The sequence below is a fragment of the Paenibacillus sp. MAHUQ-63 genome, from assembly GCF_028765165.1.
Classification (GTDB): Bacteria; Bacillota; Bacilli; order Paenibacillales; family NBRC-103111; genus Paenibacillus_E.
On sequence record NZ_JARADB010000001.1, the window covers coordinates 1,304,403 to 1,328,302 of the forward strand.

General features: G+C 51.5%; 21 protein-coding genes. 2 read left to right on the plus strand and 19 right to left on the minus strand.

Annotated features, from left to right (window positions below; all coding sequences use genetic code 11):
- Positions 1-4 precede the first annotated feature (4 nt).
- From PUT07_RS05735 to PUT07_RS05795, 13 genes are all read right to left on the minus strand, one after another.
- Positions 5-1,948, minus strand: a complete 1,944-nt coding sequence (locus tag PUT07_RS05735; protein ID WP_274466863.1) for a lasso peptide isopeptide bond-forming cyclase — start codon at positions 1,946-1,948, stop codon at positions 5-7.
- Between the two features lie 179 nt (positions 1,949-2,127).
- On the minus strand, positions 2,128-3,156 hold the full coding sequence (locus PUT07_RS05740) for a nucleotidyltransferase family protein (RefSeq protein WP_274466865.1): 1,029 nt from the start codon (positions 3,154-3,156) through the stop codon (positions 2,128-2,130).
- Positions 3,125-4,948: an ABC transporter ATP-binding protein gene (locus tag PUT07_RS05745; RefSeq protein WP_274466866.1), complete on the minus strand. Its 1,824-nt coding sequence runs from the start codon at positions 4,946-4,948 to the stop codon at positions 3,125-3,127. Before PUT07_RS05745 ends, PUT07_RS05740 begins: the two co-directional genes overlap by 32 nt.
- A gap of 19 nt (positions 4,949-4,967) precedes the next feature.
- Entirely contained in the window at positions 4,968-5,477 is a 510-nt protein-coding gene (locus PUT07_RS05750) for a signal peptidase I (RefSeq protein ID WP_274466867.1), read from the minus strand.
- Positions 5,416-5,685 carry a PqqD family protein gene (locus PUT07_RS05755; RefSeq protein WP_274466869.1) on the minus strand — a complete coding sequence of 90 codons (270 nt, stop codon included), beginning with the start codon at positions 5,683-5,685 and terminating at the stop codon, positions 5,416-5,418. The genes PUT07_RS05750 and PUT07_RS05755 overlap by 62 nt, the downstream gene beginning before the upstream one ends.
- A complete protein-coding gene (locus tag PUT07_RS05760) occupies positions 5,682-6,467 on the minus strand; it encodes a hypothetical protein (protein WP_274466870.1) in 786 nt (261 codons plus the stop codon). The genes PUT07_RS05755 and PUT07_RS05760 overlap by 4 nt, the downstream gene beginning before the upstream one ends.
- A gap of 76 nt (positions 6,468-6,543) precedes the next feature.
- Positions 6,544-6,741: a hypothetical protein gene (locus PUT07_RS05765; RefSeq protein ID WP_274466871.1), complete on the minus strand. Its 198-nt coding sequence runs from the start codon at positions 6,739-6,741 to the stop codon at positions 6,544-6,546.
- Positions 6,742-6,753: 12 nt separating this feature from the next.
- The gene (locus tag PUT07_RS05770) at positions 6,754-8,475 is read right to left on the minus strand and encodes a hypothetical protein (RefSeq protein WP_274466872.1); all 1,722 of its coding nucleotides are present in this window, start codon (positions 8,473-8,475) and stop codon (positions 6,754-6,756) included.
- A 21-nt stretch (positions 8,476-8,496) separates the two neighbouring features.
- On the minus strand, positions 8,497-9,777 hold the full coding sequence (locus PUT07_RS05775) for an efflux RND transporter periplasmic adaptor subunit (RefSeq protein WP_274466873.1): 1,281 nt from the start codon (positions 9,775-9,777) through the stop codon (positions 8,497-8,499).
- A 45-nt stretch (positions 9,778-9,822) separates the two neighbouring features.
- Positions 9,823-10,488 (minus strand): CpsD/CapB family tyrosine-protein kinase, encoded by a 666-nt coding sequence (locus PUT07_RS05780; protein WP_274466874.1) that lies wholly within the window; start codon positions 10,486-10,488, stop codon positions 9,823-9,825.
- Entirely contained in the window at positions 10,469-11,230 is a 762-nt protein-coding gene (locus PUT07_RS05785) for a YveK family protein (RefSeq protein WP_274466875.1), read from the minus strand. Before PUT07_RS05785 ends, PUT07_RS05780 begins: the two co-directional genes overlap by 20 nt.
- Positions 11,231-11,406: 176 nt before the next feature.
- A complete protein-coding gene (locus PUT07_RS05790; protein ID WP_274466876.1) occupies positions 11,407-11,703 on the minus strand; it encodes a helix-turn-helix domain-containing protein in 297 nt (98 codons plus the stop codon).
- Positions 11,703-12,740, minus strand: a complete 1,038-nt coding sequence (locus PUT07_RS05795; RefSeq protein WP_274466877.1) for an HD-GYP domain-containing protein — start codon at positions 12,738-12,740, stop codon at positions 11,703-11,705. The genes PUT07_RS05790 and PUT07_RS05795 overlap by 1 nt, the downstream gene beginning before the upstream one ends.
- Before the next feature lie 512 nt (positions 12,741-13,252).
- Between PUT07_RS05795 and PUT07_RS05800 the strand changes: the two genes are divergently transcribed.
- On the plus strand, positions 13,253-13,675 hold the full coding sequence (locus tag PUT07_RS05800; protein WP_274467477.1) for a collagen-like protein: 423 nt from the start codon (positions 13,253-13,255) through the stop codon (positions 13,673-13,675).
- 327 nt (positions 13,676-14,002) lie between these two features.
- Positions 14,003-14,464 (plus strand): transposase, encoded by a 462-nt coding sequence (locus tag PUT07_RS05805; protein WP_274466879.1) that lies wholly within the window; start codon positions 14,003-14,005, stop codon positions 14,462-14,464.
- A gap of 535 nt (positions 14,465-14,999) precedes the next feature.
- Here the strand turns inward: PUT07_RS05805 and PUT07_RS05810 are convergent.
- The 6 genes from PUT07_RS05810 to PUT07_RS05835 all read right to left on the minus strand — a co-directional run bounded on the left by PUT07_RS05810 (position 15,000) and on the right by PUT07_RS05835 (position 23,898).
- The gene (locus tag PUT07_RS05810) at positions 15,000-17,237 is read right to left on the minus strand and encodes a glycoside hydrolase family 88/105 protein (RefSeq protein WP_274466880.1); all 2,238 of its coding nucleotides are present in this window, start codon (positions 17,235-17,237) and stop codon (positions 15,000-15,002) included.
- 19 nt (positions 17,238-17,256) lie between these two features.
- The gene (locus tag PUT07_RS05815; protein WP_274466882.1) at positions 17,257-18,996 is read right to left on the minus strand and encodes a hypothetical protein; all 1,740 of its coding nucleotides are present in this window, start codon (positions 18,994-18,996) and stop codon (positions 17,257-17,259) included.
- Between the two features lie 11 nt (positions 18,997-19,007).
- Positions 19,008-19,955, minus strand: coding sequence for a sugar phosphate isomerase/epimerase family protein (locus PUT07_RS05820; RefSeq protein WP_274466883.1), 948 nt, complete (start codon positions 19,953-19,955; stop codon positions 19,008-19,010).
- Positions 19,956-20,073: 118 nt separating this feature from the next.
- Positions 20,074-21,087, minus strand: a complete 1,014-nt coding sequence (locus tag PUT07_RS05825) for a Gfo/Idh/MocA family protein (protein WP_274466884.1) — start codon at positions 21,085-21,087, stop codon at positions 20,074-20,076.
- Positions 21,088-21,111: 24 nt separating this feature from the next.
- Complete coding sequence (locus tag PUT07_RS05830; protein ID WP_274467478.1) at positions 21,112-22,194, minus strand: Gfo/Idh/MocA family protein; 1,083 nt, start codon at positions 22,192-22,194, stop codon at positions 21,112-21,114.
- Positions 22,195-22,218: 24 nt separating this feature from the next.
- The gene (locus PUT07_RS05835; RefSeq protein WP_274466885.1) at positions 22,219-23,898 is read right to left on the minus strand and encodes an extracellular solute-binding protein; all 1,680 of its coding nucleotides are present in this window, start codon (positions 23,896-23,898) and stop codon (positions 22,219-22,221) included.
- Positions 23,899-23,900: the final 2 nt, after the last annotated feature.

The window sequence follows — 23,900 nt, forward strand, 5'->3', positions numbered from 1 at the left end:
CCTTTCAAGCAAACTTTTTCAGATAGCGATAGAAAATTAAGCTGCGCATTAAAATTTTATAATCTGCATCAGTCGCATTCTCCGGTATAGCCCCAGCCTCTACCTTTCCCAACGCAGCATTTAACACTTCTCCGTCAATATAGGCTAAGACTCGATCATCCTTACTAAGGGATTTCAGTTCATTTTTGAATTCATTCCAATATGGAGTCATCCGATGAACCCAATCTGCACCTTGAACCCCTCTATAGTGCAAATTTAATCTGACCTTATCTGGCAACAATTTTTTTGTGGATCTCCTTATAAGTGCTCGATCCAATCCATTTTGAACATATTGTTCTTCGGGAACAGATAGGCAGAAACGAATTACACGTAAATCGTTAGTTGGATCACGCTGCCATAATGAGTAGCGTAAGGACAACTTTGTCATTAAAGTATTTGTTGTGTTCCAGTGGAATTCTTCCTCGAAATGTCTTCTTCTTAGCTCATATAGATCACTAGTGGAATACCAACCCGTATGATCGATTCCATAATCTTTTAATTTGCTGAAAACATTTGTTTTTTTCGCAAAATTCTCATTAATTAATCTAGGAAAAACATAGGGTTTATACTTGGATGGAAAGATACGGTCGATCAACGGAAACGCTATTTTTGCTACTTCCGGAAGCCTTCGTAGTCTTGGCCCCCCTATATTATTACTATAGTGATGGAGTTCCTGGATAAGACGAACCCATTTCATTTTCTTTAGAAGCAGGGCATAATGTTCATAAGCGGATCCCCAAGATATGCTTAAGTTACCTCTAGCACCACTTAACAGCACGCCTATTCCTTCTTCTTGAGCCTTTTCAAATATCCCCTTGATCCAAAATGAATTTTCAAAATATTTAAAAGGAAGCTCCGTCATTTCCAGAAAGTCATCAATTTCCGAATATGAGTTTTTACCCTCGAGCTCTAGATAGTGGGCGTTAATTCCTCCCACATGCTGCACAGTTAACTGAATAAAAGGCCTTTCATCCGGCATTAAATGTCTAGGCGTATAATCTTTAAAATCTTTTGGAGGGATATAACTGAAGGTATGCAGTCTTCTATCTTCCTTGCTCAGAGAGCTAGCCGCAAAGCTAACGACCGAACCGGAATCTAATCCTCCGCTCAGTTGAGCGCCAACCCCGCGATAAGTCCGCAGACGTGATTGTACAGCTGATCGAAAGACATCCTGAAAGGCTTCGACATATTCATCGTTTGACTTTAGTTTTAACCGCTCACCAGCAGTAAGTGTACAGTATCTTGTATACCTTAATTGACCGCTAGCGATTGAGATACTATGTGATGGAGGTACTTGTTCAATGTATTGATAAGGCGTTATAGAAGCATCTACCGCTTCAACCACAGAGGATATAGCTAGGTATTCAGCTAGCCACTGTTCATTAAGCTCCTTCGTCACATAAGGTAGCGAGAACAAAGGCTCGATGGTCGTGCTAAACGCAAACCGGTTCCCCGCTTGGTGAAAGTACAACGTCCTGCTCCCCGAGAAATCCCGGGCCCCGAACAACCGCCGCTTCCTCTCATCCCAAATCATGTAAGCGAAATCGCCGATCAAATACTTCGGGGACTCTTCCCCCCATTTATCGTAGGCCAGCAGGATCAACACGTTGTCAGGCATCGTTCGCCGGAGACCGTGTTCAACCTGCAGCAGATCAAACAATTCATTCCTGTTGTCGATAATGGCGTCTGCGGTAATCGCCAGCTGCCTTTCGGAATCATAATAAGGATTCCGCTCGCCGATCGACTCCGGGGTAATCCATTGTCCATGGCAGCCGAGAAAGATGCGCTCCTGGTACCAGACTTGAACGTCATCCGCCGGATACTTTCGCAGGGCTTCCATCAAGCCGGTGCCATGCGCCAAAGCTACTGGTTCTTCATTAAAGTGAATTAGTCCGGTAATGGCACTCATACTTTCCTCCGCAACGCCACAAGATAAGGGGGATTCCCCGCGCAGTCGTTCTCGTTAAAGAACGACAGGATTCACTGTTTACATAAATTACGTTTACTTTTGCTTTCTTTAAAGCTTCGAGGTTGTTCTTTATCGAGAACAATATCAGAATACCATCGAAGTTCTTGCCTGTCAACTGTCTATTGCAGCTTTTTATTTCTGCCTGCCGCCACCCGATCCGCTGCACGATACGGCCATTCCAACAGCGCTCCGCACGTATGCTGAACCTTGTCATAATCAAAAATATGATAATAAACCCAATTCAAATACCCCTGCAGCGAACGCTTTTTATACCTTAGCGAACTGTACTCCCACCATAGACGCACCTTCCATGCCTCGGGCAGCTCCAGCGTATTCGTCAGATGCGGGAAATAGGCGTACACAATGGCCAAAGTCCGGCCGATCCTCCTCTGTGTCCGGTGAGCAGCGGCGTCCCTCTGCAATCGGTCGAAGCTCAGCTTGCCGTTAAGGTGGTGAATGATCTGAATGATATCGAGAAAATATTTAAGGGAGTTAAGATTATGCCTCCAGCCATGCAAACAAATCATATAGAACGTATGATAGTCCGATAATTCTTTCATGTACCTATAGGCACCCAAAGGCGCAGCCTGCTCCCAGAACTCTTCGATTCTTAAATTCGATGTGTTCTCTTTCAGCAAATCCCAATGCAGCTCAACCGTTAACGGGATCACCGAATCGGGTATCGGTTTGCTGAAGCTCCAATGGAAATGACCGGAGATTCGCTCTTGTTCGATCGTATAGCCCAGCGATTTCACACAAAGAATGGCCTTCTCCAGCTCGGACGGGCGAATCAGGAGATCAATATCCGACGTGCACCTGGCTCCCAGGTGACCGAAATATTTCTCAGCGAACAGCGTCCCCTTGAGCGGAATGGTTTCAATGCACGCTTCTTCAAGCTTTGCCAATAGCAATTGCGTTTGATGCCGGATGAACATGTTTTGATAGACGGCCTTATTAAATTTATGCCGCAGCCGCTCCTGAAAAAACAACGGCGTACGCTCAAGCTGCTCCCGCTGCTTCAATAGCCCGTATATCTGCGGCGATATCTCGAAAAACTCGGCATCCTCCCATGCCTGTTCATAGAACTGCTGATCCTGGGGCATAGGAATTCGCGGATCATACAGCGCTTGTATCAAAGTGATGATCAACGAGCTTATCCCCTTTCTGCAACCCTTTCCGATATAAATTGCGATAAAGGCCATTCTGGCGCATCAAGTCTTGATGGCATCCCTTCTGCACAATACGGCCCTGATCCATGACGAGGATAAGATCCGCGTGCTGCACCGTCGATAGCCGGTGGGCAATCACAAGTGTCGTACGTCCTTCCATCAATCGGTACAAGGCTTCTTGCACCTGCTGTTCGGTCTCATTGTCCAGGGCCGAGGTAGCCTCATCCAGCAGGAGGATCGGAGCATTCTTTAACACGGCCCGCGCAATGGCCATACGCTGTTTCTGGCCGCCGGACAGCCGAATTCCTCTTTCGCCGATGTCGGTGTCATAGCCATGCGGTAGCGTAGCGATGAACGTGTGGATATTGGCAATGGTAGCGGCCCGCATCATTTCCTCATCGGTAATGCCCTCCCGCGCCAATAGCAGGTTCTCCCTGATCGTACTGCCGAATAGAAAGGTTTCTTGCGAAACATGAGCGAATAGACTTCTAAGATTGGATGGCGAGAATTCCTCATAGGAGCTGTCATCCAGGAAGATGGTGCCGGTCTGCGGTCTGTATAAGGCCAACAGCAGGTTGAATAACGTCGTTTTCCCCGCACCGCTCGAGCCGACTATGGCAACGACCTTACCGGCCGGAATCTGCAAGTGGAATTGTTCGAAAATGTGGTGTTGTCCGTCATAGCTGAACGTAATGTCGTGAAAACGAATCGATTTCTCCAGCGATTTGGCGGGAACTGCCTCCGGCAGCCCTTTTTGTTCCCGGGGCTCTTCCAGAACTTTGTGGATTCTCTCCAATGCTGCGGCCGATCGTTGGAAACCTGCCCATTGTCCGGCAAGCTCTGTCATCGGATATACCAGATGATTAACCAGGTTAACGAAAGTGAGCAAGGAGCCCACGGTAATTGCACTCAAAGATACGTAGTAGGAACCTACGCAAAGGCTGACAAGGAAGGTGATCGAGGAGATCGCATGGCCCCCTGCATAGAACCAGCCCCGCAGCTTGGCATTGCTCATTTCCAGTTCATACAATTCTTGATTCTTATTGACATATTGAGCGAAAATGGACTTCTCCATAATATACGCCCGAATGACAGGCAGGCCTTGGAAGGTTTCACTAAGCAGCGAGCTGATAGTTCCCATCAAGCTGTACACTAATCTGCCGTTGTTGCGAAGCAGGAAACCGAAGATAACGCCGGTCGCCATCGCTACCGGAGCGATGAGGACGCAGAGAAGCGCAAGGCTCCAACTGATCTGCACCAAGTAAATCAACACGGCGAGATAAATGAACGGGAGCCGCACGAGATCGAGCAGGCTTCTCCCGACTACGCCGTTCATGCTGTGAATGTCATTGGCGAAGTGAGACATCAGTTCGCCGGAGTGATGGGCGGACAAATGCTTCCCCGACAATAACAACATATGCTTAAACAAATGAACGGAGAAATCCCTTTTCACGGCATTCGTCGCAATGGTTTCGAGAACGGTATTCAGATACGCCGACGCAATGCTGGTAAGCACGAGACCGACCCCGAGGGGCATAATCTGCTTCATCCGCACGAAATCGCTGTGAATCGCCGCATCCGTCAAATTTCCGAAAAACCACGAGTAGGCTAAGGTGAGCCCGATATCGGTAAACAGTAAAAAAAAGAGACCCGTGTACACCTTCCAGTACCTTAGCATATAAGGGGTTAACAAGGCGTAGGTTCTCCGAATCTCTTTCAATGTTAAATATTCCTTAGCGGCGATTATGCAGTTGCGAATCATGCCTATCATACGGTCACTCCATAGAAAGCTATCCGAGCTTGCTTTCTCTTCGATTTAAGTACATTCTAACGAACAGCGAGAACAGGGGAACCGCAAGAATCGTCCGCCCCCATATCGCAGCGACCAGTCCCGTTGCAGGAATAATTCGCCCGTTCCGTTCCGTCCAGACCATCTTGCCGAGCAGCTGATCCCGCGTAATGGGTTCGTCAGCCGCAAGATTACTATCCCCCTTGCATACGTAGCGATGCTCGCGATCTTGCTTGCCCGTTTCGAGCCGGCAGAACCGATGTGCGACCATGCTTCCATACGGCGTATGATAGAGAAGGATATCGCCCTTCCTGATGTTAGCGGCTTCCGCATCGACGAACCGGCATACATCCCCTTTCTTAATCCAGGGATACATACTCGTTCCTCGTGCCGGCAGTTCGATCCAGCCCTGCTTGCGAATGACGCGAGCAATAAGCTGAATCGATTCCTTAGGAAACGGCATGTTGAACCAAGCCTCGGGCCACCATGTCGCTGAGGAACGCTTCAACATCCTCTTCCACCGTTGCGTCCGCGCCGGCGTATTCCTGGCGAACGGCTTCGCTCAGCGAGCTGACGGTTTGCGCCGCACCGAGCAGCGACCAGCAGAATCCGCCCACGCCGTTTAACTTGGTTAAGGTATATTCGTCCGTATTCAAAATAATCCATTCCGCATCCAGTTGAATCGATTCATAATCGTTCATCCGCAGGTATCGGGTCATGAGGAAATCAACTCCCAAAATGTATTATTTTTCTGAAAATGCAGATCGTACACGGGAACTGTATTCACAAGATGCTGCATTAATTGCAGGACGTATCCGGTTTCTTCCGCATTGTGAGACCAATGGAACACTTTATCCATCAGCTGAAGGAAGCCGTTCGATTTGCTGAAAGGAACAACGCGATTCTGAATCGCCTGATTCAATAAATATATGCCTGCCAGCGGACTGGCTGCGATCGTATCTGAGGTGTCCAACTCACTGCGGAAAGGAGAGTTATGGACGGTGATCCCTTCGGGAGTAATCTGGAGAATCGTCGCTTCATCCGAGAGAAGCTCCCGGGGATGCGACAGCTTAGCGGCGGTAGATTTGCCCGCCCCCGAATGCCCGGCGAACAGGTACGCCTTCCCGTTATCCATCACACAAGACGAATGAATTAATAATCCCCACTGATGACGTACCGCATAAGAGCTGTATAAATTCATGAGGGCATGCTTGAGTGCCAGGTCATTATGTACGGAAACAATGGCGTGGCGATACCTTGCATCAGTCTCGATCAAATAATCAGCCCTGCCGAAACGGATCGTATCCGCCTCCTTGGTGATCGCGACGTGATAATCGGCAAAAGGAGTCCCATATCCGTCATAGAGCTCGATCATGAGATCGGCAGACGCTTTCCCGGGAGGCGTCTCCGGGAAGTTCCTGCTTATCCAATTTGTTAACGCTTCCGAATGGCAATTGATTTGAATGGCCTGCTCGCCAATTGTCGTATATATCGTATCCATGGTGCATCCCCTTGGGCGTTATTCACTTTTTACTGGGAGGGCCAACGGCTCCCGCCATTGACCCTGTGGAGACCACTTACTTCTTCTTGCCGCCGTGATGCGGTCCGGTGTACGGAGGGTTCGGATAATTGATGCCGCCATTCCCCGTACCTGGATGATCCAGGTTACCTCGGCCCTTATTCCAGCTTTGAGCCGTTTCAAAACGAACCGGCTGTTGGCTTAGAACCATGGGGCGCGCATATGGCTTGGTTTCCCGCTTCGCGTTGTCCTCCATCGTCTCACTCTCCTAGCGTTTCAAGGTTTGGATAAGGCGTCTTGCTTCCCCGAAGGGTGTATCAATCATTTCGTATATACGAATATATACCGTTGTCTCCAGGCGATCCAAACTGAATTCGACCGTTTGTGTGCCGCTTACCAGCTTGTTCTCGCCTGTAAATGAAAATACTTTGGAGGCCATGATTCTGTTCTTCTCGTCAGCGAACTCTACCCTCATTTTGGAAAAGCTTTGGTCCACAACGATTTCATCCTGCAGCTTGATCGTGAAATCCAAATTCATCTTATAGGCGTAGGGCAGACTTCCTCCGCCCATACTGTAGTTAACTCCTCTTGTCCAATCGTTCAGCGTAGCTTGGAACGGATAGAACGCCGAAGACATATCGTCCGTCTCTTCGATGATCTTCGTTTTGAAGGCGGCCAGTGGAAGATGATATGGCTCCACACTCTTGCCATCCGTAATCTCCATAGCCAGCTGCTCGCTCGCTTCTGCATTCGGAATGATGAAGGAGTAGTAGATGACGTAACTGATATTCGGGATAAGCGTATCTACCTGCGTACTCTGTCTTGTCCCCACATACTTATTCCCGCTAAGGCTTGTCAGAGCGGTCTGGAACTGGGGAACCTGGAGCGGGTTCTCACTGCGGTTGAGCAGCTTGAACTTGGCTACCGCTGCTTTGAAGCCGCCTCCGGCACTTTCGTACATGCGCAGGTCGGTCATCGAAACTTCGATATCAGGTCGAATGAGCTTCGTTAACGGATCGATCTTGATCGGCTTGTTCAATTCGTAGGGCAGCAATTGGTTCATATCGTAACGCGCACTGTTCGTTGCCGGCGGCGTAATCGACAATCTGCCGATCGCATAAGTCGTATGCGTTTTATCCTCGGCCACGAAGTCTTCCGGCGTCAGCACGTACAAGCTTTTCAAATCCGCTCTGTTCCTGATTGGAATGGCGTAGTGGAGATAATTTTTCTCTCCCGGTTCCAGGAAGATCGGATCCTTCTCCAATCTTTTGGCTTCGTACACCTTATTCTCGGATTTTCCGTTCAACCGGAAGTCAGGGATTGCTGTCTTCTTATCTCCGGTATTCACAGCCAGCATGGTGGCAATGGTCACTGCTCCATCGGACGTATTCTGTTCGTTCAGGCTAACCGGCTTAAACTCCAGCGTATCCGACAGAACAGGAATCTTGAAGGAATCCTCCCACTTCTTCAGTGCCGCAGGATCCGTGAGGACAGCTTTCTCGCCTTTCCATTCTATGGCGGATACAGGCAGAGATATGATTCTCTTCTCCTGCTTCGGATAAACGAATTCATCCACATCATAGAAGGAAAGCTCCGTCAAAGCGAAGACATCGTAACGCTCCACTACATTCATATAGCTGAGCTCGACCGTCTCCTTGGGCTGAATATTTTTGGCGTTCGCCAGACTCGGGCGAAGAATGTATTCCAAGCCGTCCTGCGTCTTGACGCGAACTTCATACTCAGGGACTCCGGTCAAGCGGTCTCCATTGTTGAATAAGCGGACAACTGCGCCGATTCTAGTGCCCTCCGGGGTGGATTCGTTCAATACACTTTTTACTTCCACCTTGATCTCGTCGGTCAATGAATAGCTGGTTACGGATGAGGAATACGTATATTTCTCATCGGCTGCCACATGGAAAGCCGCTGATGGAATCACGAGGGAGGCGGACAAGATGAACATGACCATCGTATGTTTCCATTTTATTTTCAATTCAAGTCACTCCAATTTTATTTATTGCTCTTCCACAGCCGTCATTTGAACCTTCTGTTTGTTGCTGAGCTCATTCGGGCTGGTTTTCACAACCAACTCCCCTTCTTTGAGACCCGACAGCACTTCTTGGTTAGGTTCATTCAATCTTCCCAGCTGAATGCTCCGCTTCTCCACCGTATCTCCCGCAAGCACGAAGACGAAAGCGTCGTCTCCCTCTTTCACGATGCTATAAGTTGGAACGGTCACAACGATCTGATCCTGCTCCTCCGTCAGTTGAAGACGCAGCTTCGAGCCGGGCTTCAAAGCCAGATCTTTGTTCGGTACTTCCAAGTTGATTTCATACGACTTCGTTTCCGGATCGATGACTTTGGACAGGTAGCTGATCGCGCCTTTATACTTGTCTTTCGCACCTGTCACATAATAGGTCAGTTCCTTCTTGTCGCCGATTTGCTTAGCTTCCGTTTCGTTCAACTGGGCTTTGATTTTGATCGGATCCAGCCGTTGAATGACTCCGACGTTAGCGCCTGGCTGCAGTGTCATTCCCGCTTCCAGCGGCATCTCAGTCAATAAACCGCTGACCGTGGCTTTCACTTCGAGATTTTTCATGGACTGATCGATTTGCTGCAGCGCAATCTGTGCGTTCTTGAGCTGCGGCTCCAATTCCGAGGTCGCATCGACCGGCTCCAGCAGGCTCAGCTTCTTCTTCAATTGGTCCAAATCCAAGCGGGCGCTCATCATTTGACTTTCCATCTGGTACAGCTGTGCCTTCGTGACCAGCCCGATATCGTAATCGTTCCTCATTTTATTGTAGTTACGCATTAGACCGGTCATCCCTAACTCCATCTTTTGAATGGAGTTGCTCATTTCCAGCCTCTGGCTTTCCGTTTCTTTGATCGCCCGGGCCTTCGCTTTGGCAATAGCCTCTTGCGCCGTAGCGACGGCACGTTCGGCCGCTTCTCTCTGGCTCACCGCCTCCGCCGACCTCAAGCGGAGGATCACTTCGCCTTCCTGCACCATATCGCCGCGCTTCTTCAGTACTTGCTCAATATCCCCGGCAACCTTGGACGTAACGCCGAATTGCGCGGAGGACTGTACTTCAGCGGCGCGTTCCACCGGATCTCCGATTTTTTGCTTAATCACCTTAAAGACCTTCACGGGCTTCAGCGCTTGATCCGTATACACGGAATTCGCCTCCGGATTTACCACCGTATCGGAACAGCCCGCCAGGATGCCGATGCTCAGCGTGATCAAGCCGACCATTCTCATCGCTTGCCGCTTTGGCTTTCGTCGTTTTCTTCTCATTGGCTATGAATTCGCTCCCCTTGCCATGAATTTTCACATCATCGGTTACATATAGGCCTCGGCACTGTTGTGCTTGATTTCATTCAGTACGACGCCGATCAATTTGACATTGGCCAGCTGCAGTTCTTCTTTCACTTTCTTGGCGACGCTGCGCTTCACTTTGCCATATTCAACAATGAGCAGAACGCCGTCGCTCTTCGTAGCTATAATTTTGGCATCCGTAATATGCAGCACCGACGTCGTATCCACGATGATAATGTCGTACTCTTCCCTGAGCTCCGCCAACAGAGTATCCATCTGCTTCGAAGCAAGCAGCCCGGACGGATTCTGGGGGACAGGTCCCGCAGTCAGGATGGAGAGATGCTCGATGTGCGTTTTCTTCACGAGCTCTCTCGCCGTATAATGCTCAACCAGATAATTGGTTAGCCCTTTGGCGTTGCTCTCGCCGAATGCAAGGTGAACGGACGGATTGCGCAGGTCGGCGTCAAGCAGCAGCACGTTCTTCCCAATCTGGGCATAAGCTACTGCCAAATGCACGGCCGTTGTCGTTTTCCCTTCCCCACGGCTTGAGGATGTGATCGTAATCGTCTTGGCTTCGCGGCCGAAGACCGAGCATTCGATATTGAACCGCAAGGAGCGGTAAGCTTCCGATATCGGAGAATCGAGGTGCATGTGCATCAGGCTTGGCGAATTAGTGGATGGTTTTGGCATAGGCGATTTCCTTTGCTTTTTTTCTGGATTTGGACCTTAGCTTGGCTCTCAGTTCTTTATTCTTCACTTTCGGTATGTAGGCCAATGTGGATAATTCCATAACCTCTCGAATATCTTCATCCGTTTTCAACGTATCGTCCAGCGCATCCACCAGCAGAATGATACCAATTGTAGCAGCCAACGAAACAATGAAGCTTAAGATGATATATTGATTCGACTTTTGATTCACGGGGGTCGGATTGTCCTGCACTTTGGCTCTGTTCAGAATCGTGATATTATCGACTTTCATAATCTTGGGGATTTCGGTTTGGAAGACATCGGATACCGCATTCGCAATTCTAACGGCTCTTTCGTGTGAAACATGCCTTGCAGTTATCGACATGACTTGCGTTTCATTGAGGTTCGACACATTGACAATGGAGATTAATTGATCCGTAGAGACGTTGAGATCGGGGTAGCGTTGAACGACTTTGTCCATAATAGCGGGTGTCTTGATGATTTCTTTGTACGTATTAATGAGCGCCATATTCACGCCGATCGCTCCATAATCGATTTGCTCCGTGCCAAGCTGGTCCTGCTCATAGGTTTTATTGACGATCAGCTTCGTGGATGCCTGGTAAATAGGAACATAATTCGACGTTGTATATAGCGCTGTCAGTACGGTGCATGCTAGCACAATCATTACAATCAGCCACCAGCGCTTCAAGATGATGGTCAGATATCCCTTTAAATTAATTTCCATGTTTCCCCTCCGTGAGAAGTCCTCTTTTCATTTTCAATGATACTATTTGTATCTTCTTGTAATTACTACTTTAAGATACTTTTTGTATCATGTCAATAAGATGTTACGGCAAGAAGTTCCAAATCGTATCGCGCGAAAAAAAAAGAAAAGGCCCGGAAAAGGCCCTTTCTTTGTCCCTAATTTATCGCCATGGAGGTCACGATATTTTTCTCATTTTTCAGTGCCGAAACCATAAGCGCCTGCCGTAGAAGCAAGGCTAACAGCCGCCTCATCGAGCCGATGCCGATTTTGTTCATAATGTTCGCCAGATGAATTTTGACCGTCTTCTCACTGATACAGCAATTCTCGGCAATTTCCTTGTTCGTATACCCGTGAGTGACAATAAGGCTTAAAATTTCCGATTCACGTTGGGTCAAACCATACTTGTTGAAAAATTGTTGCAGCACCTGACTATCTGCGATTGAATTCTGCATTATACAACAACTTCCTTTATGTGAATGTGACGTTCTCGACTAAGGTCTACATAGGCTTCTTCTATCTTCACAAGCGGATTCGTATCATCCGTCGGATTGATGTAAATCACTTCTCCCCAACGACCATCGGTGAGCTTCACTTTCTTGCCAATTAGGTTGCGAATCATATTATCCAGAAAAACAGACACGATATGGGGATCCAATTCACCAAAAAGTCCGCTCCTCATGCGTCTTACCACTTCGTAGAACGGCATCATGGGATGGTAGGGCCTCTTCGAAGACATGGCATGGAACACATCCGCAACAGCGACGATCCGGCTCATTCGATCAACCTGGCTTTCCTTCAATCCCATCGGATACCCGCTGCCGTCCGCCCGCTCGTGATGCTGCAAGGCCACAAGAGCTACCCGAAAGTGGATGCCGGCGGTCTCCCGAAGCAAATTGTACCCGCGAATCGTATGCTGCTTCATCTCCCGGAATTCCTCCGGCGTCAACTTGCCCGGTTTCTGTAAAATGTCCGGCGAGATGGTCACTTTGCCTACGTCATGCAGTGTGGCTGCAAGTGTCAGTAATTCAACTTCTTGCTCGTCCATGTTCAACCATTTGCCGATCAGCGTCGACAGAACTCCTACACCGATATTGTGCTGATGTGTGTACTCATCCTTCGCTCTGACAGCTTGAAACAGCTTAAACAAATTAGGTTGCTCGGCAGCCTGCTGCACAATGGGGAGGAGCTCGCTCTTGATTTCCGTCAGCGGAATCTTCTGCTCAGTCCCGATCCGTTCGAATAATTGCTTGGCATATGCGGAAGCTTGTTGTACTAGAAGCTCGGAGGTGTTAGGGGAGCTGACAACTTCCAAGACCGGCTGATCTTCATCATCCTGTACCGTTGTCGTTATTATGTCCATGAAGTGAATACGATGTTGTCGAAATAAATCCAAGTGCTCTTGGGTGAGTACGGTTTTACTAGGTGCCAATACAAGTCCATAGCTTGTCATTACATCGTATTTCAGCATCTTGCCCAATAGCTCTCTCAATAGCCTTCGCCCCATTATTTCAAAATATAACCATTTTCTATTATATACGACAAAATAAGCTACAACCATGGGATCTTTTTCCCGTCTTTATCCATCCTAACCTAGGATAAAAAACCTAAAACCCATATAAACCCAATGTGATTTAGGACTTTTGGTGCGTATTGGTAAAAGATATCGCTAGACCCCCTTGCAACCGTGACATCCGTCTAGCCCCCTGCATATAGTAAGTATCGACAAATCCGCTTTTACCTAAGGAGGAACAACTGTTTATGACGTCAAGCAAAAAGCTAGAGACCCGGAATATCGAACAAGAACATACGATTGAACAGCAGCAGCTCGATTCGGAACCGGTCTACGCTGCCGACTATCCGCAATCTCTCCCTTATCCATATGGTTATCCCGTCCCCCAAGCCTATACTTGGGTGCCTGTCTATGACCCGCGCGGCTTAGGCGGCATGTTCGGCTTCCCCGGTATGCCGGGCGGCGGCTTCCCGGGTATTCCCGGAGGCGGCATGACGCCGGGGTTCCCGCAACCGGGCTTCCCAGGACAGCCCGGCTTCCCGGGTGCGCCTGGATTCCCTGGGCAGCCGGGATTTCCCGGTCAGCCCGGATTCCCCGGGCAGCCTGGTTTCCCCGGACCAGGCCCAGGCATGCCGCCTGGAGGCGGCCAAGCGCAAGCTCCGACAACTGCGCCTCCGGCCTTCACACCGCAGAAGCCGCTTAAATCGGGCGGCGGTACCACCTTTGCGGTAGATCCGGGCGGCATTCGGCGCTGCATGTTCCGCTTCACGTATGTGTGGCTGAGCAATGGCCAGCAGTTCTGGTATTATCCGATCTTCGTGGGCCGCAACTCCATCGCAGGCTTCCGTTGGAACGGCTTCTCATGGATGTACTTCGGCATTGACTTGCGCTTCATTGATTCGTTCACTTGTTAATCGGAGAAGAGATGGATACGGGGTTCCCGTATCCATTTTTATTTGGAAGACTCTCTCTAACGGACGCATTATGTAAAGAAATCTTCTGGACGCTTTGGGACATTTGGCCATTCTAGACTCTTCGGAAATCTCGCTTCCTCCAGTTTACGGTAAGTGGGCCTATGTTTCGGAGACGCAAAATGCCGTCAACATGCAGACCATGCTTGTTGCCGCGGACAACGACAGTGTATGCCCTGCAAAAGTCGTCTTATCTACCGCCGCTGTCTCGGACCAAGAAGTTGCTTCAAGACTGATGATTGAACCGACGTATACATATGTGTTTGACCAATGGTGTATCTCAACTACGCCCAGTACCAGCAATGGGCAGAAGGAGGTACTCGCTTCATGGCTCGCATTAAGTCGAACAGCAAGTGTAAGATCGTGGAAACGAGAAAAGTAACAGGTCAGTCTACCGTCATATTAAATGCCGATGTGGACATTGTGGTACCAACATCGAAGAAAGCTGTTCGCCTACGTCTGGTGGAGTATACGTTTGTCGATCGAAAGAAAAAGCTAGTTCGAATTCGGGCGCTAACGAATCGATGGGATCTGACAGCAATGGAGATTAGTGATATTTACAAGTACCGATGGAAGATTGAAATATTCTTTCGATCTCTGAAGGAAAATGTGAATTTAAAGAAGCTCTACAACACCAAAGCGTCAGCTGTATGGAACCAAATTTACTTGACCCTGATTGCATACCTCTCAAATTATTTCCGATTCGACGGCTATTGGCATCCGTTATACTGAAACAAGGGCCTGTATTTCCGTTTCGCTCACGCCAGCGGAAATACAGTTCGCTAACACGGCTGAATTAGCGGTTCTGGAAGGTAAAGCGGAAATACAATGCGTTATCCTTGCTGAATTTGGTCGTTTTGCAGCTCAATCAGCATAATAACGCATCTTATTTCCGCTTCGGCGGCTATTGGCCCTCGTTATACTAAAATAAGGGCCTGTATTTCCGTTCCGCTCCCGCGCGCCAAGCTTCCCAATCGAAGCATGTCTAAGCCGGTTAGATTTGGGAGATTTTCGTACTGGGGTACGAGGCACCTACACACACACTATTTAACGAATGTTAGGTTCTATGCAAAGCTATTGCCAAATTCCGGTCCGAACGGCCAAATAACGGCGCTGGTGTCCGCTACAATATCAAACCGGCGCAATTACGCCGAATAAGGTCCGCATTGTCCATTAGCGGAACCTCGGTTCCCAGCCACTAAAAAAGTCCGGCATTCACACGACGTGAACATGCCGGACTTCCTTTTATGGGGCGGTGCAAACAGAACTAGTCGGCAAGCCCGGCGCTTCCAATCGTGCCCCGCCCGCCAAGCCAATCTTTCAGCTTCACAAGCTCAGTTCCTGCAAGCATCATGATCCCAACACCGTGGTTATCATTCGTAACCGTCAGCAGATCCTTCTTATAATAATCAGCTGTAAATGCATAACGCGAACCGCTGCACACGCCGTGCACATTGCCCTGCCCGTCTATGGCGTAACGGGTTAAGCCGTCCCACGCGCGCAGCGCCGCACGGACGAATCTCTCAGGCTCGCGAAGCCAGCCGAACCGGACGCCCCGGGCGTAAGCGTATGCGAACATCGCGGTGCAGGAAGCCTCCTGGTACGCATCGGGATCGTTCAGCACCTGATGCCAGAGCCCGCTATCCGCTTGCACCTCCGCGTAGCCCGCGCACAACTCTTGAAAGAACGCAACGAGCTCTGCGCGATGCACATGGTCCTCCGGCAGAGCCTCCAACACCTCCGTGAGGGAGAACAAGGTCCACCCGTTTCCGCGCCCCCAAGGAATGCGTGTCGGCATTCCATATTTGAAGTCGAAGACGTGGGACATCATGCGCTGCTTCGGCATGTACAGGTAGCTGCGGAATAGAAGAAACTGCCTGGCGGCTTCGTCTAACGCCTCGCTGTTTCCTGTCATACCGGCATACCGGCATAGGAAAGGCGTGCTCATGTAGAGGTCATCGGCCCACATCGTATTCGCCGAATACTCATCCTGGCATACCCGATAGAAGGCTCCGTCCTCCTTCCGTTCCAGCTCCCGCAGCATGAAGTTTCCGATCCGCTGTGCAATAGGCATGTACCCGGCGTTCGCATCATCCTTATGCGATTCCAGCATCGCGGAGCCGAACGAGCCGCAGTTATCAAGCATTTTCATCATGACGAGCTGCTGGTTGATGGCCGGAAATCCGTACTGTGCACGATCCCATAACGAGTATTCGTACATGTCGGTACAGCTTTGCACGTGCTCCAGCGCATACGCAATTATATCCGGCCGACCGAGCAAACGCCCTGTTTGAAGCAGGCCATAGATCGTCACGCCGAGCGGATAATCCCAACGGCCGAAATTGGTGGCGTTCCCAACCGTCCATTTGTTGCTCAGCATGGCATTCTCATAATAAGGGCGGATCCACGTCTGCGGACGGTCCAGCCGCCAATATTGGTTATGGAAGACCCGCTTCATCGTAAGCAGCTCGTTGACATCAAGGTCATGCGAAGCATCGAAGGGACCTAGATAAAACCACGCCTCCCCACTGCTCCCGTGCACGTCAGCAGGCGCCCGGAATGGAGCGGGCTCTCCTCCTGCCCATCCTTCCAATGTGAACCCCCACGACTGCGGACCGCAGCTGCTGCATACCAGCACGTCGTGGCGGCCATAAACAAGCTCCACCTCCGCTTGGAAGCTGCCGGCCGCCGGAACATCCGCGACTAGGCGGCCATCCACCCAGACGGTTGCCGGACCCGCGCTCGTTCCCTTCAGCACATAAGGCGCAGCCCCAGGGCGGTCCGAGTGGAGCACGCTCCAGGCATAGGCCGTCCTGCCGGGCTGGACACCGAACATGCGCTCACAATTGAGCAGCGCCAGCTCTTCCTCGCGCCACCGGCCCTCCGGCAGCCAAGCTAAGCCGTGCTCCCGCTCGGAGGAGAAGGGATTCGGCAGCGCGATCCCTTCGAACACATCCGCGTCGACGGGCGCCGAGTACACCCAACCGGCCTGGCCTAACCGCTCTGCGAACGGCGAGCGCACATTCAGGATGCGTACCTTCGCCTCGTCGGAGCCGAACAGACATCCGAAGCCGGCCGCCGTGTGCTTCGCCTTGATCCAGAGACGGTTCCAGCCTTTGGCGAAATCGAGATTCAATTTGACCGTCGCATCCGGCTTCAGCTCATCCATCACGTTAGAACGGTAGGCCAGCTCCCCGTTGAAATAAAACTGGACAGGCCCCAGGCAGCGTAGAAGGACATCCAGATTGCGATCGCTATCGCTCCAGACAAGGCTGTAGGCGTAAGAGATTTGGCCCTGCTTCGCTTCCGGGAACCGGCGTCCCAGGTCCAGGTCGAACAGCCCCTCTTCATTTTGCAGAATGCCATCCCGGTTAAACGCCCGGAACGCGAACGGTACGGGCGGGTTCGCCCCGATATAACGGTCGGCGAGCACTTTGAGCGTACGCACGTCATCCCCGCCCAGCCTGGCCCGGATGCTCTCTTGCTCATGGAAATAAGTCGTCATGATAGCTCCACAATCCTTTCTATAACAGCCTTACCGTGAACGTACGGTCGAACGGCGTCATCAGGTTAACATGGACATATGTGCAGCCTGCCGGATGCGCATCTTCACGCACGCCTGGCAGGAGATGCTCATAAGCCCCGTCCGATATTTCGATGCGGTCATTCCCCGCCGTATAGACGGCTGAACCGCTTTTCAGGAAATATTTCCCGTCAACTGCATTCTCCAAGCCGCTGCCTTCGAGCTCTCCTTCGCTGCCCAAAATAAAGGTCAGCTGCGCGAACACATCCTCGCGCTGATCCGATTGGACACGAATCTTCCACTCGGACGCGCCTCGCGTAATTTCGGCCTGCAGTTCGAGTGTCTGCAGATGCGTCATCGGTCTATGCTGGTGCGGCAGCAAATACCATGGGCTTACAGGACCTTGGGACGTGAGCGGCAGATGCTGCTGCGGGATAGGCCCGTTATAGCCCTTGCTTAATGTCGCGTCTAATCGGTACACATGATCTTCCGCCGTCAGTTCATCGAATTTCACGATGCCCGGCGAGAAGGAGGTGGACAGCTTTACGCCGAGCAATCTCGCATCTCCGTGGCGCAGCGAGAAGAAAGACGGCGTCCGAGGCATGATCGTTACGCTCTGCGCTTGCTCGCGGATGCGTACGACCGGCGCGCCGAAGGCCAGATGCATGGAGCTATGCTGAATATGCATATGGTGGCCCACCGCATCGATCAGGCTCAGATGCTCTTGTACAGGGTGCGACAGATTCAGAATGCGAACGTACGAATCGGGCAGCTCGGCACGCGGCAGCTCGCGGACCGCGGCTTCCGTTTCCGGATAGAGCAGCATGTGCAGCAGCCCGTTATTGTTCACACCGTCCGGCCCTTTCAGGAAGGTGCCGGCATAATCGCCCATCGCGGCGAATACAGGATCTTGGTCGTAAGCGGCCATCAGCCGGTAAATGGTATAGTACGTCGCCATGTTGTACGTTTGGCCGAAATCCTGCCGGCCCGAGTAATCGGTCACGACTTCGCCTGACGGATGAATGAGATAGACCATCATGCGCAGATTGCGCCGGACGCTATCCAGCAATTCCGGGCGGCCCCATACACGAGCGGTATGATACAGCGCAAGGTCGCTGACCGCATTATAGATGCCGTTGCTTCGCTCGGTCCATTCGCCGTCCGCCGTAATGTCGAGGCCTTCGGCCAGCCATGCCTCGGCTCTTTCCTTCAGCTCGGGCTGCGGGAAGATTTCATGAAGCATCGCAAGAGCGGCTGTAATCACCCAGCGGTGATTCGGCGTATGGCAGCCTCCGCTCAGCATCGCCGGAATCGTGCGCTCCAGGAACAGCTTCAGCTTGGCGGCGGCCGGCTGCACGTCCGCCCATTCCTGACGGGCCAGCAGCTGATAAATCTGCGCAACGCCGCCGATGACGAAGCCCGTATCGGGCGGGGAATGATAATTCGTGGAGCCGAGCGACACCGTCCCGTCCGCATGCTGCCGGTTCAGCATGAAATCCGCCGCCATGTCCAGCGAGGCGGCTAATGCCGGATCCCGGTAATAGCGGGAATCGGGATTTACGAGCGCGGCAGCCCAGGCGGCGATATACACCGGCGTGCTGTGATGGCTGGCTCGGGCGATGCCGGTTTCGTCGATGACGCCGCCGTAATACTTCGATGCGGGGTCCAGTACCTGCTTCTCCAGCGCTGCAGCGGCAAGCTGGTCATTTTGGTCAACTAACTGCTTATAAATAGGGTCCATGCTCCTCACCTCTAACCTTTCATAGCGGCAATTTTACTTGTAATCAGCCGATGGCTTTCTTCGATCTCATCCGGCTGGCACAAGGCTTTCAGCTCATACACTTTGCATGCCGCCGCATCGATAACCTCCAGAAAATGATCGAAGAAATGCAGATCCTTGCTGTGCACATACGGGCACCAATGGTCGGACAGCTCCAGCGTTTCATGAATATGCACGCCATATATATAGCGTTTCACTTCCTGCAGCTCCTTCAAATTGTCATATAAGCCCATCCGGTCCATCATCATGGCGTGTCCGATATCGTACCATAAGCGGACCGGACTGCCCTGCAAATGGTCGCAAATGGATTTAGCCTCCATTAATGTAGGCATTTGGTACGATCTGGAGCGGGTTTCGATGCCGATGGCGATGTTCCAGCCTTGCTTCGCCGCATGCTCGCTGACTTCTTCCAAGCTGTCTTGGATGCGCTTCACATACCGGGGGCTCAGCTGATCTCTCCGCTCCAGCATATTGTGCCATAACCCTTGATACTCCGCCGAATTTCTTCCATAGTCCCGGTACAGCCTCTTGAGATCCAGATCGATATTAGATGCGAAAGGCACTTCCCCCGGATGCACGACCACGGCCTTGGCACCGTAACGGTGCGCGTACTCCATCGACCGGATCAGCAGCTCTACGGAACGCTTGCGCTTCTCTTCATCATCAAAGCCGAGCATAACGGAATCCGTATCGTAATCTGGATCGTTAATGAACGGAAACACGTTGTGCACACTCGAAATGCCGATCTCTCCCCGTTCGATCATCGGTTCGATCGTCGTCATCATCTCTTCGGTTACATTGTAGTTCAGCTCCACGTTACGAAAGCCAAGCGCTTTAATCTCCTCGATCATTTCCCGGCCAATCGAATGCTTCTTAATATTCCAACACGTAGAAAAGGAATACGCCCCTTTGTCGATCATTGAATATATGCCTCCTTATGAATCCCCTATGTCGAATGCTGTGTCAAAATACTGAAAAGACCAGCTCTCCCATACCATCTATGCAGGGGATGAACTGGCCTTATCGCAGGCGGATGCCTCACTCCATCAGGTCTTGCAGCCGAACGGCCGCCCCCGATCTTGCCGATATCGTCGCCGCTTCCATGAAGCGGGTCAAGTCAAGAGCTAGCGCCAAGTTCTCCGATGCCGTCGTTCCATGCTGAATGTGAGAGACCCACTGCTCGAAAGGCATCGGGATATCATCCCTCAGCTCCGTCACGGTTTGCCAGCCTTCGCCGGCCAGCTTGGATTGGCGGACGAACAAGGTGTTATCCGTCCTGCTGTACTTCATGCTGCCTTGCGTTCCCTGCACCTCAATATCGAACTGCGAGTAGGCGTTGACGAAGCCCGCCTCCACAATGCCCAGCGCACCGCCGGGATAGCGAAGAATTGCGACTGCGCTATCCTCGACCTCGCGCTGTGTAATATAACCGAATGAGGCGCTGATGCTTTCCGGCACTCCTAGGAACATGCGGGTCAAATACATCGGATGGCAGCCCAAATCCATCAGCGCGCCTCCGCCGCATTGCGCCAGATTGAAGAAGTGAGCGGGCAGCGCTCCGTTCGGATGCTGCTCCGTCGGAAGCGCGCCGTTATGCGCAAGCCGGATCCGCACGGTCGTCACGGTCCCGAGCTCCTCTTCGCGAATCGCCCGCAAGATGGCATCTGCGAAGCCTGTGTACGCACGGGGCAGTGAAACGGTCAGCTTCACGCCTGCCGTCCGAACGGCTGCCAGGATGTCGTTGCAAGCCCTCACGGTCGTGGCGACAACCTTCTCCGTGAAAATATGCTTGCCCGCTTGAGCAGCAGCGATCATCACCTCGGGATGCATCGCCGTCGGCGTGCACACAATGACGGCATCAATGTTCGGATCCGCCAAGAGCTCGTGCAAATCCTCATAGAGGGTGACGCCGTACTCCTCGGCCTTCTGCCGTCCCCGCTCAGGCTCCTCATCCCAGATTGCGACGATCTGCGTGTGCGGGTTCATTTGCGCCTGGCGGGCATAGTCCTTGGCATGCACATGCCAGAAGCTTAACATCGCGACTCGAATCATGCGGCATAAATCTCCTTCGTGAATTTAATTAAAATAAACGGCTTCCCCTGTCCGATTCGACTCGTAGATCGCCTCGAGAATCTCCGATACGACACAAGATTGCTCAGGGGTTACAATCGGCTGTTTATCATGCAGAATCGCATCGATCCATAAGCGGATTTCTTTGTCCTGCATGCTCTCCTTCTTGCCTTCATAGAAGTCCGCGCCCTTCGCTTCGAATTGCAGCTGGTTCACATAGAGGCGGCTATGCTTCTCACCGTTGATGCGCAGGCCGTCCTGCATATCCGCGCCGCCTTCGGTTCCGCAGAGAGTGGTCTTCGCTTCTTTCGTATCCAGCGTATTGAGCGCCCAGCTGGACTCCAGCATAATGGTTGCGCCATTCTTCATTACGATCATCGCGAAAGCCGAGTCTTCCACCTTGAACTTCGCCGGATCCCACGGTCCCCAGGCATTGGCGGCATTCTCCTTGCGCGACAGCTTATGGTAGGCCGTACCGAGTACCACCTTCGGCTCGTAATTGTTCATCAGCCACAAGGTCAAGTCAAGGGCATGCGTACCGATGTCGATCAGCGGGCCGCCGCCTTGCTTCTCCTCATCGAGGAAGACGCCCCATGTCGGCACACCGCGTCTGCGAACCGCATGCGCCTTGGCGAAATAGATCTCGCCCAAATCGCCTTCCTCAACAACGCGCTTCAGATATTGGCTGTCTGCGCGAAACCGGTTGTTGTAGCCGATCGTCAGCTTCTTCCCGGTGCGCTTCGCCGCCTCCACCATGCGTCTGGCATCGGCCGCCGTTTTGGCCATCGGCTTCTCGCACATGACATGCTTACCGGCTTCCAGTGCCGCAATGGATATTTCCGCATGGGTGTCATTCGGCGTACAGATATGAACCACATCAATCGAAGCGTCGGCGAGCAGCGCCTGATAGCTGTCGTACACTTTCGAATCGGGAGCGCCAAACTTCTCCGCCGCCTGTCTCGCGCTCTCCGGACGGACATCGAAGAATCCCGCGATGTCCACTTGCTCAATTTTACTCAAGCTGGGCAGATGCTTACCTGTCGCAATGCCGCCGCAGCCGATAATGCCAACCTGCAGTTTCCTCATGATGCTTGCCTCCTGAATCCTCTTGAATTACTTCACCATTTCCATTTGCTGTTTGACGATTTCCTTCACGTCTTTCGCCATGAACGCATTGTCTTTGTTTTCTTGATACCATTTATTCATGAAGTCCTCGAGCTGTTTGCCGCCTGCTTTATCCCAAGCTGCTTGCGCGTCTTTGATCGCTTGCTCCGGCGTGTACTTGCTGCCGCTGATGATCGCCTTGACGAACAGATCGCCTTTCTCTTTCAGAATCGTCGTATTAATGATGTTGAGATCGGCGCTGTAAACCGGCATATGGTCTCCAAGCGTGATACCCGGATATTCTCTTTGCGGATCAAAATAAAGCTTCTGTACTTCTTTGTACATGTCCATGCCCGCTTTCTGTTCCGGCACATCAGGCGAGAACTGGTTCAGGACGTAGTTGCACTTGTCTGTACCGGAAGAGAAGAACATCGTATAGTCGAGCGCATACCCAACCTCGTTCTTAGACTTAGCCGGGTCGATCGTTTGCGGACAGCCGTTGCTGCCTTTCTTCCAGTGCGTGCCTTCATCCCCGGCGATAATTTTCATCGCGTTCTCCGGCTTCATCATGAAGTCGAGGTAACGTCCGACCGCTTCCGGATCCTTGGCTTTGGCATTAATGACCGTCGTCATTTGGACAGGGTTGTCAATCGCACCCGTGAATGTGCCGAGCGGTGATTTCGGATAGCCGAGCGGAGCGATCTCGGCGCCGGCGACATTTTTCTTCAGCGTCACCATATCGTTCATCACGAAATCGTACCAGCCTCCGGTAAATTTCACATAGATGCCGATCTTACCGTTCAGGAAGTCCTGCTTCGCTTTGGCTCCGTCTTTATCGTTGATATAGTCTTTATCGATGATTCCATCGTCATAAAGCATCTTCTTGAAGGTCAGGGAAGCCAGCTCGTTATCCCATTGACGGATCACTTTGCCGTCTTTCAGTCCCCATGCCAGCAGCGTGCTGGACGAGCCTTCGCCGAACATTTCGTTGATCGCCTGCTCGGAATATGTGCTCATATTCATGCCGTACGTATCTTTCTTGCCGTTGCCGTCAGGATCTTGATCGGCGAACGCCTTCGCAACCTGGAACAGCTCCTCGGTCGTCGTCGGCATGGAGAGATTCAGTTTCTTCAACCAGTCCGAACGAATGAGCAGGATATGCGCCGGCACTGCCTCTTTCACTTTCCCGATCTCGTACAGCTTACCGTCCGGCTTCGTGCCCGCTTTCTTAAGCTGCGGATACTGCTCCAGCAATTTGGAGTAGGTCGGCATGTATTTCAAAATATTATCCAGAGGGAGCAGCTGCTTCTGATCGTACAAGCTTCCGCGGAACGGCGTGTTGTACTCGTTCACGATATCCGGTGCTGAGCCTGAAGCGAAAAGCACATTCAATTTCTTCGTCGAATCGCTGCGCAGGATAGGGACGAACTTCACATTGGCCGGACCGTTTTGATTAATCCATTTCGTCCAGCGATTTTCTTCATAGTTGCCTTCCGAAGCCGGAACTCCCCCCCGGTCATACATGGATACGGTTACATCTCCGCGTTTGGCTGGCGTTGCCTCGCCCGGCTTGCCGGTCGCAGCCGTCGTCGCCGTTCCTTCCTTTTTCTCCGTACTGCAACCTGCAAGCGTAGCGCCTACCGCTACCACACTCAAACTTACGCCTAACCATAGCTTCAAGTTTTTCATAC